The sequence below is a fragment of the Flavobacterium xueshanense genome (assembly GCF_900112975.1).
Lineage (GTDB): Bacteria > Bacteroidota > Bacteroidia > Flavobacteriales > Flavobacteriaceae > Flavobacterium > Flavobacterium xueshanense.
In genome coordinates this window covers 1-16014 of the sequence record NZ_FONQ01000011.1, presented here as the reverse complement: position 1 = coordinate 16014, position 16014 = coordinate 1, and the positions used below count along the sequence as shown (strand labels likewise).

Sequence of the window (16014 nt, the reverse complement as noted above, 5' to 3'; positions counted from 1 at the left end):
TTAATTTTGGTTTTTGACAAAAAAATTTTTCTATAATTGACCCGTCAAATGTAATTCAAAATTTGTGCCTTTTTATGCAAAATCCTGAGGTTTTTATTCTTGCTATCGAAAGTTCCTGTGACGATACTGCTGCTGCCATTTTACAAAACGACAAAGTGTTGTCAAATGTTGTGGCAAACCAGCTCATTCATAGTCAATATGGAGGCGTGGTCCCGGAACTCGCCTCTCGTGCGCACCAACAAAATATAGTTCCCGTAGTCGATGCAGCGTTACGTAAAGCAAAGATACAAAAAGAACAACTCTCCGCAATTGCATTCACGCAAGGTCCAGGACTTATGGGTTCGCTTTTGGTGGGAAGTTCTTTTGCTAAATCAATGGCTGTTGCGCTACAAATTCCACTGATTGCCGTAAACCACATGCAAGCCCATGTTTTAGCTCATTTTATCGATGAAGATGGTTTTGAAAAGCCTAGTTTTCCGTTTTTGGCGCTGACCATAAGTGGTGGACATACTCAAATTATTAAAGTGGACGACTTTTTTGATATGACGGTGATTGGCGAAACTACTGATGATGCGGTTGGAGAAGCATTTGATAAAAGCGCAAAAATTTTAGGTCTTCCTTATCCCGGAGGTCCTTTGATTGATAAATATGCGCAACTGGGAAATCCAAAAGCATTTGCATTTACAAAACCTAAAGTTCCCGGTTTGGATTTTAGTTTTTCGGGCCTAAAAACAGCTATTTTATATTTTATTCAAAAGAAAAAATTAGAAAATCCAAGTTTCGTTGAAGAAAACCTAAATGATATTTGCGCCTCAATTCAACATACAATTATTGAAATTTTAATGGACAAGTTAAAATTAGCTGTAAAAGAAACGGGAATAAAACAAATTGCCATTGGCGGCGGCGTTTCCGCCAATTCCGGAATTAGAAGTACATTGAAAGAAACGGAGAACAAATACGGTTGGAAAACCTTTATCCCAAAATTTGAATATACAACTGATAATGCTGCAATGATTGGGATTGTGGGTTATCAAAAATTTTTAACACAAACATTTGAAACTTCCGCTGTAGTTTCTAAAGCAAGAATACAATTATAAATTATGCAATTATTTTACAATCCAACTATTACGGAATCCACTGAAGTTTTTTCTTTCGATAAAGAAGAAAGCAAACATATCATCAAAGTATTGCGCAAAAAAGATACTGACCTCTTATATGTGACCAATGGTTTAGGCCTTTTATTTAAAACTGAAATCACATTAGCTTCCGACAGTAAATGCACGGTTAGAATTATTTCTTTTGAAAAAGCAGCTCCTTCAAAATTCAAGTTGCATCTGGCTGTTGCGCCAACTAAAATGAATGATCGTTACGAATGGTTTTTGGAGAAAGCAACCGAAATAGGTGTACATGAAATCACACCAATTATCTGCGATCACTCGGAACGAAAAGTCATTAATAACGAGCGTTTTGATAAAATTCTATTGACCGCCATGAAGCAATCCAATGAATTATATCTTCCTAAATTGAATCCGGCCACTACTTTTAAAGAATTTATAAAACTAAAGAATGAAGGCGTTAAATTGATTGCTCATTGTGAAGAAATGGATAAAATAACACTGAAATCAATTTTGAAACCAAATGAAGATATTACAATATTGATAGGTCCTGAAGGGGATTTTTCCGAAAAAGAAATTGCATTGGCTCTAGAAAATAACTTCACAGCAGTTTCATTGGGGAACACAAGATTACGAACAGAAACTGCTGCAATAGTTGCCTGTCACAGTGTAGTATTTGTCAATGAGGAATAACTGATTCAATTATGAGGCAACTATTTTATCTTTTGTTAATCCTTTCAACACACTTGTTTTCTCAAGAGATTGCATTGGTAAAATACAGTGGCGGTGGCGATTGGTATGCAAATCCGACATCACTGCCAAACTTAATAAAATATTGTAATGCTAATATCAACACCCGAATAAAAACCAAGCCAGCAACAGTTGAACCAGGAAGTCCTGATTTATTTTCATACCCTTACGTTCACATGACAGGACATGGAAATGTTGTTTTTAATGATACGGAAGTAAGTAATCTTAAAAACTATTTACTGGCCGGAGGATTTCTCCATATTGACGATAATTATGGTATGGATCAATACATACAAAAAGAAATAAAAAAAATATTCCCAAAAAATAACTTAGTAGAAATTCCTGCCAGTCATGCGATTTTTCAAAAACCGTATTCTTTTCCAAATGGCTTACCCAAAATACATGAACATGATGGCAAACGACCACAAGCTTTCGGAATTTTTATAGAAAACAAATTAGTCTTGCTTTACACGTACGAATGCGATTTAGGTGACGGCTGGGAAGATCCAGAAGTCAACAATGATCCGATTGAAGTTCGTGAAAAAGCACTAAAAATGGGTGCCAATATCCTAAATTATATTTTTAATAATTAAAGAGTTGCATTTTCAGGGTTTCAATTTAAAACGGCCTATTCAATTTAAATTTGAATAGGCCGTTTCCATTTAAATATTTTCGTATTTGTTCAATATAAATAATTTAAGAAAAAGAAGAATTCGGATGAAAATTAAAACATTTCAATAAGCAGATTTTACACTTGTAAATACTTAAAAATAGAAACAACAACTTACTGAAGTTTGTGTCCGGCAAAATCAAAAAAATTAATTTGATAGATATTTATGACACCTATTTATTTGATGATAAAATATATCTTAATTGACCTCATTATAACTATCATTTCCAGCAAGAGGATTTGCATTAAATTTTTTGTATGAAAGTACTTGTAAATTAAAGATGCCAGCAATTAATTAAAAGCAGTTAAACCACTAAAATGATTTTTTTTGTTTTTTTTTATAATATAAATTTTTTTTTTGAAAAAATTGTTATAGAATTGTGAAATAATTAACCATATCTATTAATTTATAACAAAACTTTTATGAAAAAAATTCTTTTATCTGCTGCCGCATTACTAATGCTTTTTTCTTGTCAAAATGACACTACAGAAACAGCACCAGAAACTAATGCTTTAACTCAACGTGGTTGTGCCTCTCAAGACGTTCTTGTAGCACAAATGAAAGCTGACCCTACTTTAGCCTTAAGAATGAACGAAATAGAAGCATTTACTCAAAAAGCAATGCTAACTGGTCGTTTAGTAAATGGGAAAGTTGAAATTCCTGTTGTAGTGAATGTACTGTACAAAACAGCGGCAGAAAACATATCTGATGCTCAAATTCAATCTCAAATCGATGTATTAAACAACGATTTTAATGCTACTAATTCAGATTTTAGCAGTACACCAGCTTTATTCTCCGGAGTTGCTGCAAATGTTGGAATTACTTTCGTTTTGGAAACAATAAACAGAAAATCTACTACTAAAACTTCATGGGGCACAAGAGATGCTATGAAAAAAACAAAACAAGGCGGTTTAGACCCCACTTCACCAACAACAACGCTTAATATGTGGGCTTGTACTATTGGTGGCGGAATCTTAGGTTATGCGCAATTTCCTGGAGGATCAACAACTACTGATGGTGTTGTAGTTGATTCAAAATATTTTGGATTATCCGGATCAGGTGCTTATCCTTATAACTTAGGAAGAACAGCTACTCATGAAGTTGGTCACTGGATGAATTTACGTCATATTTGGGGTGATGCAACTTGTGGAAGTGATTTAGTTTCTGACACTCCTACACACAATACTGCAAACTATGGTGTTCCAGCATACCCACATTACAGCACTTGTACTGGAACTCCAGTAGAAATGACTATGAATTACATGGATTACACAGATGATAGAGGTATGTACATGTTCTCTAACGGCCAAAAATCAAGAATGGCTGCAATTTTTGTTGCAGGTGGAGCAAGAGCAGGTTTTGGAGTATAATTCCTAAATAAACTTATAATATAGGCGACCTAAAAAGTCGCCTATTTTTATTTATAAGAACAATGACTTTATTTTTCTTCATTACGATAAATAACCTATTAACAGCACAAATTTTTTTTAAACATATATACTGTTCTTATCCAAAAAGCATAATTTAAACTATTTTATAAATAAGTAATAATAAAATTTTTTTTTAAGAAAAATTGTTATAAAATTGTAACATAATTAACCAAAACTATTAATTTATAACAAATTCATTATGAAAAAAATTTTTTTATCTGCCGCTGCATTTTTAATGCTTTTCTCTTGTCAAAATGATGCGACAGAAACTGCTCCGGAAGCAAGTGCAACATTACGTCGCGGTTGTGCTTCTCATGAAGTATTGACTGCTCAAATGAAAGCTGATCCATCATTAGTTTTAAGAATGAATAAAATTGAAGCTTTTACTGAAAAAGCAATGTTATCTGGACGTTTAGTGAACGGTAAAGTAGAAATTCCAGTTGTAGTAAATGTATTGTATAGAACTACAGCTGAAAATATTTCGCTGGCACAAATCCAATCCCAAATTGACGTATTGAATAAAGATTTTAATGCTGCAAATTCTGATTATAATTCAGTTCCAGCAGCATTTTCAGGAGTAAAAGCAAATGTTGGAATTACATTTGTATTACAAAGTGTAAAGAGAAGATCTACTACTACAACATCTTGGTCCACAGACGATTCGATGAAAAAATCAGCACTTGGAATCGTTCCTACTACACCAACAACTGTATTAAACATGTGGTCTTGTAATATGGGTGGTGGTATTCTTGGCTACGCACAATTTCCCGGAGGTGCATCGTCGACCGATGGGGTAGTAATGGATAGCAATGCATTCGGGACTACCGGGACGGTAACAGCGCCATTTAATCTAGGAAGAACAGCTACTCACGAAGTAGGTCACTGGATGAATTTACGTCACATTTGGGGTGATGCAACTTGTGGAAGTGATTATGTTTCTGATACACCTACGCACAACACTTCGAACTATGGTGTTCCAGCTTATCCTCACTACAGCACTTGTACTGGAACTCCGGTAGAAATGACAATGAACTACATGGATTACACGGATGATAGAGGAATGTATATGTTCTCTAACGGACAAAAATCAAGAATGGCTGCTATATTTGTTTCAGGTGGAGCAAGAGCAAGTTTCGGAATATAATTTTTTTTTAGTTTTTTAGAATTTAAAACTCGCTACTTGTTAGCGAGTTTTTTTATATTTACAATCTAAAATAGAAACATGATTACATCAAAAACCATTTCAAATGGGATTCTTAGAGCATTAATGACACTAACTTTATGTGGTATAATCTTGTTCTTTTTTTATCAAATTCAATCCGTATTGATTTACCTTGTTGTATCGTTCATACTTACATTAGTAGGAAATCCTATTTTAGACTTTTTTAAAAAGCGGTTAAAGTTCAATCATATTTTTGCGACCATAGCAACTTTGATTATTTTCGTATTAATCATATCCGGGTTTATAATGATGTTCGTTCCTTTGATTTTATCTCAAGGGCAAAACCTGTCACTTCTTAACACTGCTGAAATTGAAAAAAACATAGTCCAGTTAATCAATCAAATCACTGTGTTTTTAGACAATCACCAAATTGATTCTGCACAGGTTTTAAAAGATGCCAACATTACCTCTAAAATAAATTTTAATTTCATTCCTAACTTCTTAAATACAATTTTAGGCACAATTAGTAGTTTGGGTGTAGGATTAGGTTCCGTACTATTTATTACTTTTTTCTTTTTAAAAGACCGACTAATGTTCATTTTAGGAGTAAAAAAACTAATTCCAAACAGCCATGAAGAACAAATATTACATTCTTTGGGAAAAATAAACCGCTTGTTATCGCGTTATTTCATTGGATTATTACTTCAATTATTCATTGTATTCCTATTATACCTAATTGTATTATTCATTTTTGGAGTTCCTAATTCCCTTGTGATAGCATTTTTATGTGCAGTACTAAACATTATCCCATACATTGGTCCACTTATAGCATCTTTTTTAGCTGCAATTCTAACCATGTTGAGCAATTTAGGAAGTGATTTCCAATCTGAAATTTTGCCGACCACCATTTATGTTTTAATAGGTTTTTGGATTGTTCAAATAATTGATAACAATTTATCTCAGCCATTTATTTTTTCTCAAAGCGTAAGATCACATCCGCTGGAAATATTTCTTGTAATCTTAATTGCAGGTTTCCTTTTTGGAATATTAGGAATGATAGTGGCAGTGCCGCTTTACACAATAATAAAAGTTATGGGTAAAGAATTCTTCCCGGAAAACAAAATTATCATGCTATTAACTAAAGATATTTAATTTTGGATTCAAGGATTTTAAATGCCAAAATACAGGCGTATATCAATGACAATATTGGAAAAAGTATATCGAAGCTAGCACTTCAAAAAAATCCCTTTGAAGATTTGGATTGGATTTCTGTTTTGAATCAAATAGAAGCCAAAACAAAAGCAAAAGATAAATTGCCAAATTGGTTTTCGACTAAAAATATTATTTATCCAAGTAAAATTTCGATAGAACAAACATCATCCGAAAAAACAGCTTCATACAAAACTTCCATAATATCCGGTGAATCTCTAATCGATTTAACGGGAGGTTTTGGTGTCGACGATTATTATTTTGCAAAAAAAATAAAAAAGGTAGCCCATTGCGAAATTAATCCAGTTCTTTCTAATCTTGTAAAACACAATTTTGAACAATTAAATGTTACAAATATCACTTGTTATTCAGGAGATAGTTTAGATACTTTAAACACTTTAAATACAAAATGGGATTGGATTTATATTGATCCTTCCAGACGAAATGATGCCAAAGGGAAAGTATTCATATTGAAGGATTGTTTACCAAATGTTCCTGAAAATCTTGATTTTTATTTTCGAAATTCAGATGCCATTCTAATAAAAACTGCACCACTTCTTGATATTACCGCGGGTTTATCCGAATTGAAACACGTTAAAACGATTCACATAGTAGCTTTAGAAAATGAAGTAAAAGAATTAATGTGGGAATTGCACAAAGATTATTTTGGAAATGTAAACATCAAAACCGTTAATATTGTAAAAGATAAAATGGAAACATTTCATTTTAATTTGAACGATAATTTTACGTTACCAAACTTCAGTTTACCTCAAAAATATCTTTACGAGCCTAACAGCTCCATTATGAAATCAGGTGGATTTGATGAAGTAGGTTCCTTTTACAACTTAAATAAACTACACAAACATTCCCATTTATACACTTTGAAAGATCTTATACCCTTCCCAGGACGCATTTTTGAAATTCAGAATACAATTACTTATAATAAAACGGAAATGAAAACTTATTTAGAAAAAACACAAGCAAATATAACCATCCGAAATTTCCCCGACAGTGTTGAAATTATTCGAAAAAAATGGAAAATAAAAGACGGTGGAAATGTGTATTGTTTTTTCACAACCGATATAAATAATCATAAAATTGTTTTAATTTGCACCAAAATATCATAAAAATGAAACATCTGATTGCACTGACTTTATTTCTTTTCAGTTTTAATTTATTCGCTCAAAAACCATGTGATTACAGCGCTAACGTAAATGATTCCATTGGGACTTATAAATCAACCAAAGAATACATGATTAGCGAGAAGAATTTTGCAGGGAATTCGAGTTATATTTTTTATTCTTTGGCATTAACAGATGGCTTACCAACATTGAACGTTCAGAGTATCAATAAAAGTAAAGACTTTTTGAAAGCCAATTGTTTTGATAAAAATTCTAAATTGTTTTTACAGTTAAACAATGGAAAAATAATTACGCTAATTCACATCGATCAAGAAAATTGCGGCACCATGATACGCGATGAGAAAGGATTTGATAATAGAGTTAATTCCGGAATTTTTATGTTTGTGAAGGGTAGTTTTGAAGAATTAAAAAACTCGCCCGTATTCATGATGCGAATTAAATATTTGACTGATACAGAAGATTACGTCTTCAAAAAAGAGTTCAAATCTGAATTAACAAATGAAATTTACTTTCCGGAAAACTATTTCATTGACAACTTAAAATGTATTGAATAAAAACTATTTGCAATCCCATTTAACATTTGAAACCTTATCATATAAACCGGATTTCAAATTGTAATGCCACCATTCTGAATCGAAAGAATTAAATCCACTGCTGGTCATAATTGTTTTCAATAATAATCTGTTTTGTTCTACTTTTGCTGAAACATTCGGATAATTGTGACTTGCTTCTATTCCAAAAAAATCGAAATCTGTTCCCATCGGCAATTCTTTTCCCTTGCTGTCAACGAGCGTAATATCTACCGCTCCGCCTCTATTATGAATGGAACCTTTGGCCGGATTGGCAACATATTTCGGGTTAGAGACAATTTTCCACATTTTTTTTTGAATATCCAAAGGGCGATAACAATCAAAAATTTTGATTTTATATCCGTTTTTCATGAATTTTATGTTGGCTTCCAAGAGTGCTTTCACGGTTTTCAAACGTAAAAAACATTCGGCGCAATCATACACTTTTGCTTTTAAAAAATTATCATTTGTGGCATACTTCATATCATAGACAAAATCTTGGCTGTACTCTTTTAAATTTACAAATACAGTATCATTGATAATTGGAGCATTTTTTTCTTGTACATCAAAAATGATGATTTGTGATGTACAGGAAAAAACACAAAAAAGTAAACAAAGTAATAAAAGAGATTTAAAATAAGAAGTCATAACTGCTATTTTTTTATAAAAATAGAATAATAAAAGGGATTTCAAATTATATGTTGAATCAAAGAGTTGCATTTGCAACTTGAATCCAGCATTTTTATTCTTCTACATTTTTCATTTTCATTAAGAGTGAATATGAACCTTTAATCACAATAGTTGCTTCATTCAAATCTTCTGAAATAATTTCAGTAAATTCATTTTCTATAATTCCTACTGTAACTTCTTTCATTTCAAATTGTTTGTTTTTTTTGGCAATAAAAACATAATTCTTGTTTTCATAATTCACAATAGCATCAGATGGCAATACATTTGACTGCTGACTTTTTAATTCAATTTCTGCATTCATATACATTCCAGGTAAAAGCGATTTGTCAAAGTTTGTAAAATGGCAATGCATCTCGGTGCTTCTGTTTTCGGTAAAATCTTTGCCGATTAGAATAATTTTGCAATGATATTTTTTGTCGGGATTAGTGTTAGTATATGCCAATACCGATTGACCAATAGCCAATTTATTGATGTCTTTTTCAAATACGGTTAATGCCAAATGAATATCAGATGGATTAACAATTTCAAATAAGATATCACTTGGGTTTACATATTTGCCAATATTTACATTTACTTTAGATACATAACCGCTTATTGGCGAATATATATTGATGCTTTTTGAAATGTTCTTTGTAGAAACATTATTTGGATTAATCCCTGCAAATTTTAATTTCTCTCCATACGATTGCACCATTACCGATAGTGAGTTGTATTCTGATTGTGCTTGTTGATACACTTTGTCGCTGCTGGCTTTGCTTCGGTTGAGTTCTCTTTGTCTTTCGAATTCGGCTTTTGCGTACCCTATTTTTGCTTTCGCCAAAAGGTAATCTTCCTGCAGTTGAATGTATTGTTGATCTTCTACAACACACAAAACTTGTCTTTTGGTTACATACATTCCCTCTAAAAGTTTGGTATATTTTAAATAACCACCCATCGGCACACTTATAGACACTAAGCTTTGAGGCGGTACATCTATCGCACCATTTAATTTTAAGGTAGATGATACTTCTTTTTGCTCAATTTTTCCCGTTACAATACCTGCATTTTTTATTTGTGCATCAGTAAGAGTTGTAATATTTCCGACAGTTGAAGTGGCTTCCGTTTCGCTTTCCGTTTTCTTGTTTCGACAGGAAGAAAGAAATACTATTGCCAGTATTATAATGATTATGTTTTTACTCATGATAGTATTTATATTTTGGTGTTTGCAAATTTGCGATTTTATTATATTTATTTTGAAAATTAATATTTGGCTTAAAAATAATAACGTGAAAATGCAAAGTGTGAATTATACACTTTTTCCCCACTGATCGTTTGTGCCATCTAAAACTTTGCAAAGGTTTTGCTTTCTAATAGTTTAAAAGGTTCAATCAATATTTGTTTTAAAATCATTATTAATTAGAAAGATAATTAAGTTCAACAACACTTATATTTAATTTTTTAACCGCGTCAATATAATTACTTTGAATTTCGGTACCTTGATTAATTAGCATTACCCATTCCAGATAATTAATGTCACCATTAAAAAATTTATCATTAGCAGCTCTCGTTACTAAATTAACATTTTTCAAAGCTTGACTCTCGTAATAAGCAATAGTTTCTTTGTGTTTTTTAAATTCCTGAAGTAATTCCTGATTCTTGCTTTCTAGTTTTAGTTTTTCATTATTTAAATTATTTTCAGCTATTTGAGTGTTTATCTCTAAAGCTTTTTTCCTGTTGTTTATCGCTGTATTGAATAATGGAAGCGCCACTCCAAATTGTCCGTAAATACCATTAAAACTGTCTTGAAACTCCACATTTGTTTTCAAAGTCTGCCAATATACACCGCCGATTAATTCAGGCAATTTTTTTGATTTTTCAAGAGCAATTTCCGCTTTGCTGCTATTTATTTCTTGCTCAAATAGTTTTATAATGGGTTGATTGCTAATAACATTTTTATTTAAATTTTCGGTAAATTCCATTTTAAATTTATCTGATATCGGAATAAAGTCTTTATCAGAATTAAGTAGATACTTGAATTGATATTGAATTATTTTGTAATCACTTTGTAATCCCAAAAGCTGAATTTTTATTTGTCCGGATTGGTTTTCAGCGGTTGCTTTTTCTAAAATATTGCTTTCACCTTTGTCAAAACGAAGAGCTGAGATTCTTAAAAAATCAGAATATATACTATCGCTTTTAAGCAACAGCTTTTCCTTTTCTTTTAAATACAACATTTCGTAAAACACAACTGTTACTTGTCTGATTAGATCCTTTTTTTGCAAAGCTTCGTTCCACTGCCCCTTTTTGGCTTCTTCTATTAAGAGTTGTTGTTGCCTTTTGTAGACGGTCGGAAATTTTATGCTTTGCGAAATACCAATTTTCATATCATTTGCATTGCTGTTAAACTGACCATATTCGCTTATAATTCCCGTGTTGGAAATATCATAACCCGTTTTGGTCATTTTTTGCAAGTACTCTGAATTTAGTTTTTCGTTTTTAATTTTAATATTATTTGAAAGAGCCGTTTCAATCGCTCTTTCTATTGAAATTTTTTCTTGAGCAGCTGCATTTTGAAAAGAAAAAAACAATCCTAGTAACAGAACTGTTGTAATTGATTTTATCTTTTTTGGTTTTAATTTAATTCCTTTTTCAAACATGATATATAAAATTGGTAAAACAAATAAAGTTAAAAATGTTGCAACCAACAGACCTCCGATTACGACAGTTGCCAATGGCTTTTGTACTTCTGCACCAGAACCATTGCTCAATGCCATCGGTAAAAACCCCAATGATGCTACAAATGCAGTCATTAAAACGGGGCGTAATCGTATTTTGGTTCCTTGCAGGACAATCGCTTTTAAATCGGTTTCACCTGATTTTCGAATATTGTTGAATTCTGCAATTAATACCAAGCCATTCAGAACCGCTACACCAAATAACGCTATAAAACCAACTCCGGCACTGATGCTAAATGGCATTCCCCGCATCGCTAAAAAGAAAATACCTCCAATTGCCGAAAGTGGAATTGCCGAATAAATCAACAGTCCTTGTCTTACGGAATTGAATGCAAAATAAAGCAAAATAAATATTAATAGTAGTGAAACCGGAACAGCGATCATCAAACGGTTTTTGGCCTCATTTAAGTTTTCAAAAGCACCGCCATACGTTGCATAGTAACCCGCAGGAAATTTTATTTGAGTTTCAACTTTACCTTGCAGTTCTTTTACAATACTTTGCACATCACGTCCCCGCACATTAAAACCAACTACAATTCTACGTTTGGCATCTTCTCTTTGTATCTGATTTGGGCCTTCAGTAATTTCAACTTTTGCTAATTGTGATAAAGGAATTTGCGAACCCGTGGACGTTGGTATTAATAAATTTTGAACATCTGCCAAATCCTGCCGTTTTTCTCCTTCTAAGCGAACCACTAAATCAAATCGTTTTTCGTCTTCATAAACAACCCCAGTGCTTTGTCCTGCAAATGCGGTATTTACTATTCGATTAATATCCTGAATGTTTAAGCCATACTGAGCAATCGAAGCTCTATTATAATCAATTACAACTTGTGGCATTCCGGTGACGGTTTCTACATAAAGATCAGAAGTTCCTTTTACGGTATTTACAATTTTACCTAATTTATTGGCGTACAAAGCCAACGTATCTAAGTTTTCTCCAAATATTTTACAAACTACATCTTGCCTGGCACCTGTCATCAATTCATTAAAACGCATTTGAACCGGATATTGAAAACCAAAGGAAACCCCAGGAACAGCTTCCAATTCCTTTGCCATTTTTTCTGACAGTTCATCAAAAGTTTTGGCAGAAGTCCATTCTCTTTTGTTCTTTAAAATGATCATCATATCGCTTGCATCAATGGGCATTGGATCGGTAGGAACTTCGCTACTTCCTGTTTTGCCTACAATTTTCTCTACTTCGGGAAATTTCTCTATTAGTATTTTTGCACCCTGTGAAATCGCAGTCATTGAAGTTTGCAAATTACTACCCGGCAAAACTCTTGTTTCTACAGCAAAATCTCCTTCTTCCAATGAGGGCATAAATTCGCCACCCATAAACGAAAGTATAATCAGCGCTAAAACAAATAAACCCAAAGTTGCGCCAATAATTGTTCGTGGAATTCCCAATGCTTTGTTCAGAAGGGGTTGATAGAAATTTTCTAGTTTTTCCATCATTCTGTCTGAAAAAGTTTTTTTATGAGATATTTTTTTATTTAAAAATAAAGCAGTCATCATCGGAACATAAGTCAGCGACAAAACAAAAGCACCAAACAGAGCAAATGCAATGGTTTGCGCCATAGGTAAAAACATTTTCCCTTCAATACCGCGTAAAGTAAAAATGGGAATGTATACAATTAATATAATCAATTCCCCAAAAACGGATACATTACGCATTTTTATTGACGTTTTTAATACGGTGTTGTCCATTTCTTGTTGTGAAATTTGAGCAGTTTTTCTGCTGTGTAAACTAAACAAACACGCTTCGACAATAATAACGGCACCATCCACAATCAATCCAAAATCTAATGCTCCTAAACTCATTAAATTACCGCTCACCCCAAACATGTTCATCAATATGACCGCTATCAACATAGCCAAAGGGATAACTGAAGCCACAATTAATCCTGCTCGTATGTTTCCTAAAAAGAAAATAAGAACAAAGAGAACGATTAATGCACCTTCCAATAAATTTTTTTCGACAGTCGAAATAGAATTATTCACCATTTTAGTACGGTCTATAAAAGGTTCCAGAATAACGCCTTCGGGTAGTGTTTTTTCGATTTGTGCAATACGATCCTTTATGTTTTTAATAACCACATTGCTATTGGCTCCTTTTAACATCATTACTACTGCACCTGAAACTTCGCCGGATTGCACTCCTTTTTTATTGAAAGTCATTGCTCCGTAACGAATAGCACTACCAATACGAACATCAGCGACATCACGGATGAATAAGGGGCTTCCGTTACTAGTGTTTTTAATGGAAATCTCTTTTATATTTTCGATAGTATTAATTAATCCTTCACTGCGGATGTATAAAACTTTAGGCCCTTTTTCAATATAAGCGCCGCCTGTATTTTGATTGTTTTTTTCTAAAGCCGTAAAAACATCAGTAATAGTGATATCATAGGATTGCAATTTATTGGGATCAATCGCTATTTCAAATTGTTTCAATTTTCCACCAAAACTACTTACTTCCGCCACACCCTCAACGCTCAATAACTGCCGGCGAACAATCCAATCCTGAATGGTTCTTAATTCAGTTATATCGTATTTTTTTTCGTAACCGGGTTTAGTTCGTACAACATATTGATAAATTTCGCCTAGACCTGTTGTCACCGGTGCAAGAACTGGATTTCCAATACCGTTGGGAATTTGGTCTTTAACAGCACTTAATCGTTCTGTTACTTGCTGTCTTGACCAGTACACATCGGTTGCATCATTAAAAACAATGGTAACCACTGATAAACCAAAACGAGAAAAACTACGAATTTCTTTCAGTCCAGGAATATTACTGTTGGCTTGTTCAATTGGAAAAGTAATCAGTCGTTCAATATCGGTCGCACCTAGTGATGGCGCTGAAGTAATTACCTGAACTTGATTATCTGTAATATCAGGGACGGCATCAATTGGTAATTTGGTAAATTGATAACTCCCATATCCGATGAGCGCAAAAATAAACAGTCCAATAATGAGTTTGTTTTTGATTGAAAACTCAATAATTTTATTTAGCATAATTTGTTTTATAAATGAATGTTCATTGCGTATAATGTATACTGGCCTTTAAACTTTATTGTAACTGTACTGGCTGTCTTTTCATTATTTCTGAAAAACAACCATGTCTTAAGAAACTGGATTTGTTGCTTTTGTTTTATTAAAAAATGTAAAAACAGCCGAGCCGGTAATTTTTTTATTTGAAACCATTTTTCCTTTCGCATTCAGTACGTAAAAACTAATATTGTTTTCTCTTGCGACCATTTCAATTTTGTATTCGCCTGAATTTTGTATTATTACACCATGTGACGTTTTAACAGTATTGATACTTACTTGTTCATGCGAAATTGTTGTTGATACAACTAACAAAAATATGACTAATGCGATTGATTCAATTGTTTTGATTTCTGATGTTTTAGTGTTAAAAATAATTGAGCATGTCTTTGACATTCCTAAAAAGTCAATTCATAGCGTATGCGGCTAAAAAATGATTCTAGTTATTCATATGCATTAATTCACTAAAAAACTTATTTTTTAATACATAATATTAGTGAAATTCATGCAAAGAAAGATTTGCTACAATTATATAGCAAAGTACTTTTTAATACTTAATTAGAAATATTCACAATATCATTCATTAAGCATTGAAAAATTAATTTAACTTAATTTGGGAGGAAGCCAGATGTATGAAAAAAAATCCGAATTGTAAAATTCCGGAGCAAACGGAACAGTACTATTTACAGAAATAGTAATTGGTTTGCGAAATGAAAATTCGGTTATGTTTTCAAAAGCAAGAACAGTACTAACAGATTGGTTAATAGTCTTAAAAGGTAAATTTTGATGATTATCTTTTTCCTGATCAGAATGATGTTGAGTATCATTGTAATGAATAACTATGAAATCAAGTAATGAAATATTCTGGCTATTGTAGTCCTTTTGATGATTTGAAAAGTGTTGTATAAAGTTGGGTAATTTCAATAATTGTCCCATCTCTGTGTTAGCACACAAAAAAACAAAAAGGTATGATATGGCAATTATTTTTTTCAAGATTGTAAAAGTAATAAATTTTATTGATTGCCAATAATTTGTAAAATAAATATTATATGAATCTTAACATCCCGAAACTGTGAGCTAATTTTGATAATAGCGAATCAATTTTGCTGACTTTTAGATTATACTGTTTTCTGTCAAAGAATAAACAGATATATTATATTTCGTTATTTCACATTAAGCTAATTTTCAATCAATTATAAATAAGAATATCTTTTCTTTCAAATTGTAATCTGAAGCTGCCAGCACTAAATAATTTGGCTTGTATTTTTAAAAAGATCGGTAAAATATTAGTAGGAATGGTGATCGTTATATGGACGGAATGAAAAAGTGATAAAACTGTACTGGTTTGATGACATTAATCATTCCTGTAACATGATGCATCTTATTTAGGGAAATAAAAAAATTAAAAATTCATGGTGGATATGCAAATAAAACCCGCAGTATTAGTTAAGCAACATTTTTAAAATTATTTTTCTGTTTCCAGAATTCTTCTATTGTTTTGTAATCTAAGG

13 protein-coding genes are annotated in these 16014 nt (G+C 32.3%); 8 read left to right on the top strand and 5 right to left on the bottom strand.

All coding sequences use genetic code 11. The features are described 5' to 3' along the window. Positions 1–74 precede the first annotated feature (74 nt). The 8 genes from tsaD (at position 75) to BMZ76_RS10800 (ending at position 8033) form a co-directional block, all read left to right on the top strand. Positions 75–1097, top strand: coding sequence for a tRNA (adenosine(37)-N6)-threonylcarbamoyltransferase complex transferase subunit TsaD (gene tsaD, locus BMZ76_RS10835; RefSeq protein ID WP_091206043.1), 1023 nt, complete (start codon positions 75–77; stop codon positions 1095–1097). Positions 1098–1100: 3 nt separating this feature from the next. After that, positions 1101–1808 carry a 16S rRNA (uracil(1498)-N(3))-methyltransferase gene (locus BMZ76_RS10830; protein WP_091206040.1) on the top strand — a complete coding sequence of 236 codons (708 nt, stop codon included), beginning with the start codon at positions 1101–1103 and terminating at the stop codon, positions 1806–1808. 11 nt (positions 1809–1819) lie between these two features. After that, entirely contained in the window at positions 1820–2458 is a 639-nt protein-coding gene (locus BMZ76_RS10825; protein ID WP_091206037.1) for a DUF4159 domain-containing protein, read from the top strand. 500 nt (positions 2459–2958) lie between these two features. After that, positions 2959–3906: a zinc metalloprotease gene (locus BMZ76_RS10820; RefSeq protein WP_091206034.1), complete on the top strand. Its 948-nt coding sequence runs from the start codon at positions 2959–2961 to the stop codon at positions 3904–3906. A 259-nt stretch (positions 3907–4165) separates the two neighbouring features. Next, the gene (locus tag BMZ76_RS10815) at positions 4166–5110 is read left to right on the top strand and encodes a zinc metalloprotease (protein ID WP_091206031.1); all 945 of its coding nucleotides are present in this window, start codon (positions 4166–4168) and stop codon (positions 5108–5110) included. Between the two features lie 78 nt (positions 5111–5188). Then, entirely contained in the window at positions 5189–6280 is a 1092-nt protein-coding gene (locus BMZ76_RS10810; RefSeq protein ID WP_091206027.1) for an AI-2E family transporter, read from the top strand. Positions 6281–6282: 2 nt separating this feature from the next. Further along, positions 6283–7464, top strand: coding sequence for a class I SAM-dependent methyltransferase (locus BMZ76_RS10805; protein ID WP_091206023.1), 1182 nt, complete (start codon positions 6283–6285; stop codon positions 7462–7464). A gap of 2 nt (positions 7465–7466) precedes the next feature. Next, positions 7467–8033, top strand: a complete 567-nt coding sequence (locus tag BMZ76_RS10800) for a hypothetical protein (RefSeq protein ID WP_091206020.1) — start codon at positions 7467–7469, stop codon at positions 8031–8033. 3 nt (positions 8034–8036) lie between these two features. Here BMZ76_RS10800 and BMZ76_RS10795 read toward each other — a convergent pair whose 3' ends face one another. The 5 genes from BMZ76_RS10795 to BMZ76_RS10775 all read right to left on the bottom strand — a co-directional run bounded on the left by BMZ76_RS10795 (position 8037) and on the right by BMZ76_RS10775 (position 15496). Continuing rightward, complete coding sequence (locus BMZ76_RS10795) at positions 8037–8696, bottom strand: M15 family metallopeptidase (protein WP_091206015.1); 660 nt, start codon at positions 8694–8696, stop codon at positions 8037–8039. A 94-nt stretch (positions 8697–8790) separates the two neighbouring features. Further along, on the bottom strand, positions 8791–9918 hold the full coding sequence (locus BMZ76_RS10790; protein ID WP_091206012.1) for an efflux RND transporter periplasmic adaptor subunit: 1128 nt from the start codon (positions 9916–9918) through the stop codon (positions 8791–8793). Positions 9919–10129: 211 nt separating this feature from the next. Beyond that, the gene (locus BMZ76_RS10785; protein WP_091206007.1) at positions 10130–14470 is read right to left on the bottom strand and encodes a CusA/CzcA family heavy metal efflux RND transporter; all 4341 of its coding nucleotides are present in this window, start codon (positions 14468–14470) and stop codon (positions 10130–10132) included. Between the two features lie 108 nt (positions 14471–14578). Then, entirely contained in the window at positions 14579–14899 is a 321-nt protein-coding gene (locus BMZ76_RS10780) for a hypothetical protein (RefSeq protein ID WP_091206003.1), read from the bottom strand. Between the two features lie 207 nt (positions 14900–15106). Beyond that, entirely contained in the window at positions 15107–15496 is a 390-nt protein-coding gene (locus BMZ76_RS10775; RefSeq protein ID WP_091205999.1) for a hypothetical protein, read from the bottom strand. Between the last annotated feature and the right edge of the window lie 518 nt (positions 15497–16014).

What these genes read in the sequence shown, in the direction of transcription:
- tsaD (WP_091206043.1), top strand. Translation starts at nt 75, where the DNA reads ATGCAAAATCCTGAGGTTTTTATTCTTGCTATCGAAAGTTCCTGTGAC.
- BMZ76_RS10830 (WP_091206040.1), top strand. Translation starts at nt 1,101, where the DNA reads ATGCAATTATTTTACAATCCAACTATTACGGAATCCACTGAAGTTTTT.
- BMZ76_RS10825 (WP_091206037.1), top strand. Translation starts at nt 1,820, where the DNA reads ATGAGGCAACTATTTTATCTTTTGTTAATCCTTTCAACACACTTGTTT.
- BMZ76_RS10820 (WP_091206034.1), top strand. Translation starts at nt 2,959, where the DNA reads ATGAAAAAAATTCTTTTATCTGCTGCCGCATTACTAATGCTTTTTTCT.
- BMZ76_RS10815 (WP_091206031.1), top strand. Translation starts at nt 4,166, where the DNA reads ATGAAAAAAATTTTTTTATCTGCCGCTGCATTTTTAATGCTTTTCTCT.
- BMZ76_RS10810 (WP_091206027.1), top strand. Translation starts at nt 5,189, where the DNA reads ATGATTACATCAAAAACCATTTCAAATGGGATTCTTAGAGCATTAATG.
- BMZ76_RS10800 (WP_091206020.1), top strand. Translation starts at nt 7,467, where the DNA reads ATGAAACATCTGATTGCACTGACTTTATTTCTTTTCAGTTTTAATTTA.
- BMZ76_RS10795 (WP_091206015.1), bottom strand. Translation starts at nt 8,696, where the DNA reads ATGACTTCTTATTTTAAATCTCTTTTATTACTTTGTTTACTTTTTTGT.
- BMZ76_RS10790 (WP_091206012.1), bottom strand. Translation starts at nt 9,918, where the DNA reads ATGAGTAAAAACATAATCATTATAATACTGGCAATAGTATTTCTTTCT.
- BMZ76_RS10785 (WP_091206007.1), bottom strand. Translation starts at nt 14,470, where the DNA reads ATGCTAAATAAAATTATTGAGTTTTCAATCAAAAACAAACTCATTATT.
- BMZ76_RS10780 (WP_091206003.1), bottom strand. Translation starts at nt 14,899, where the DNA reads ATGTCAAAGACATGCTCAATTATTTTTAACACTAAAACATCAGAAATC.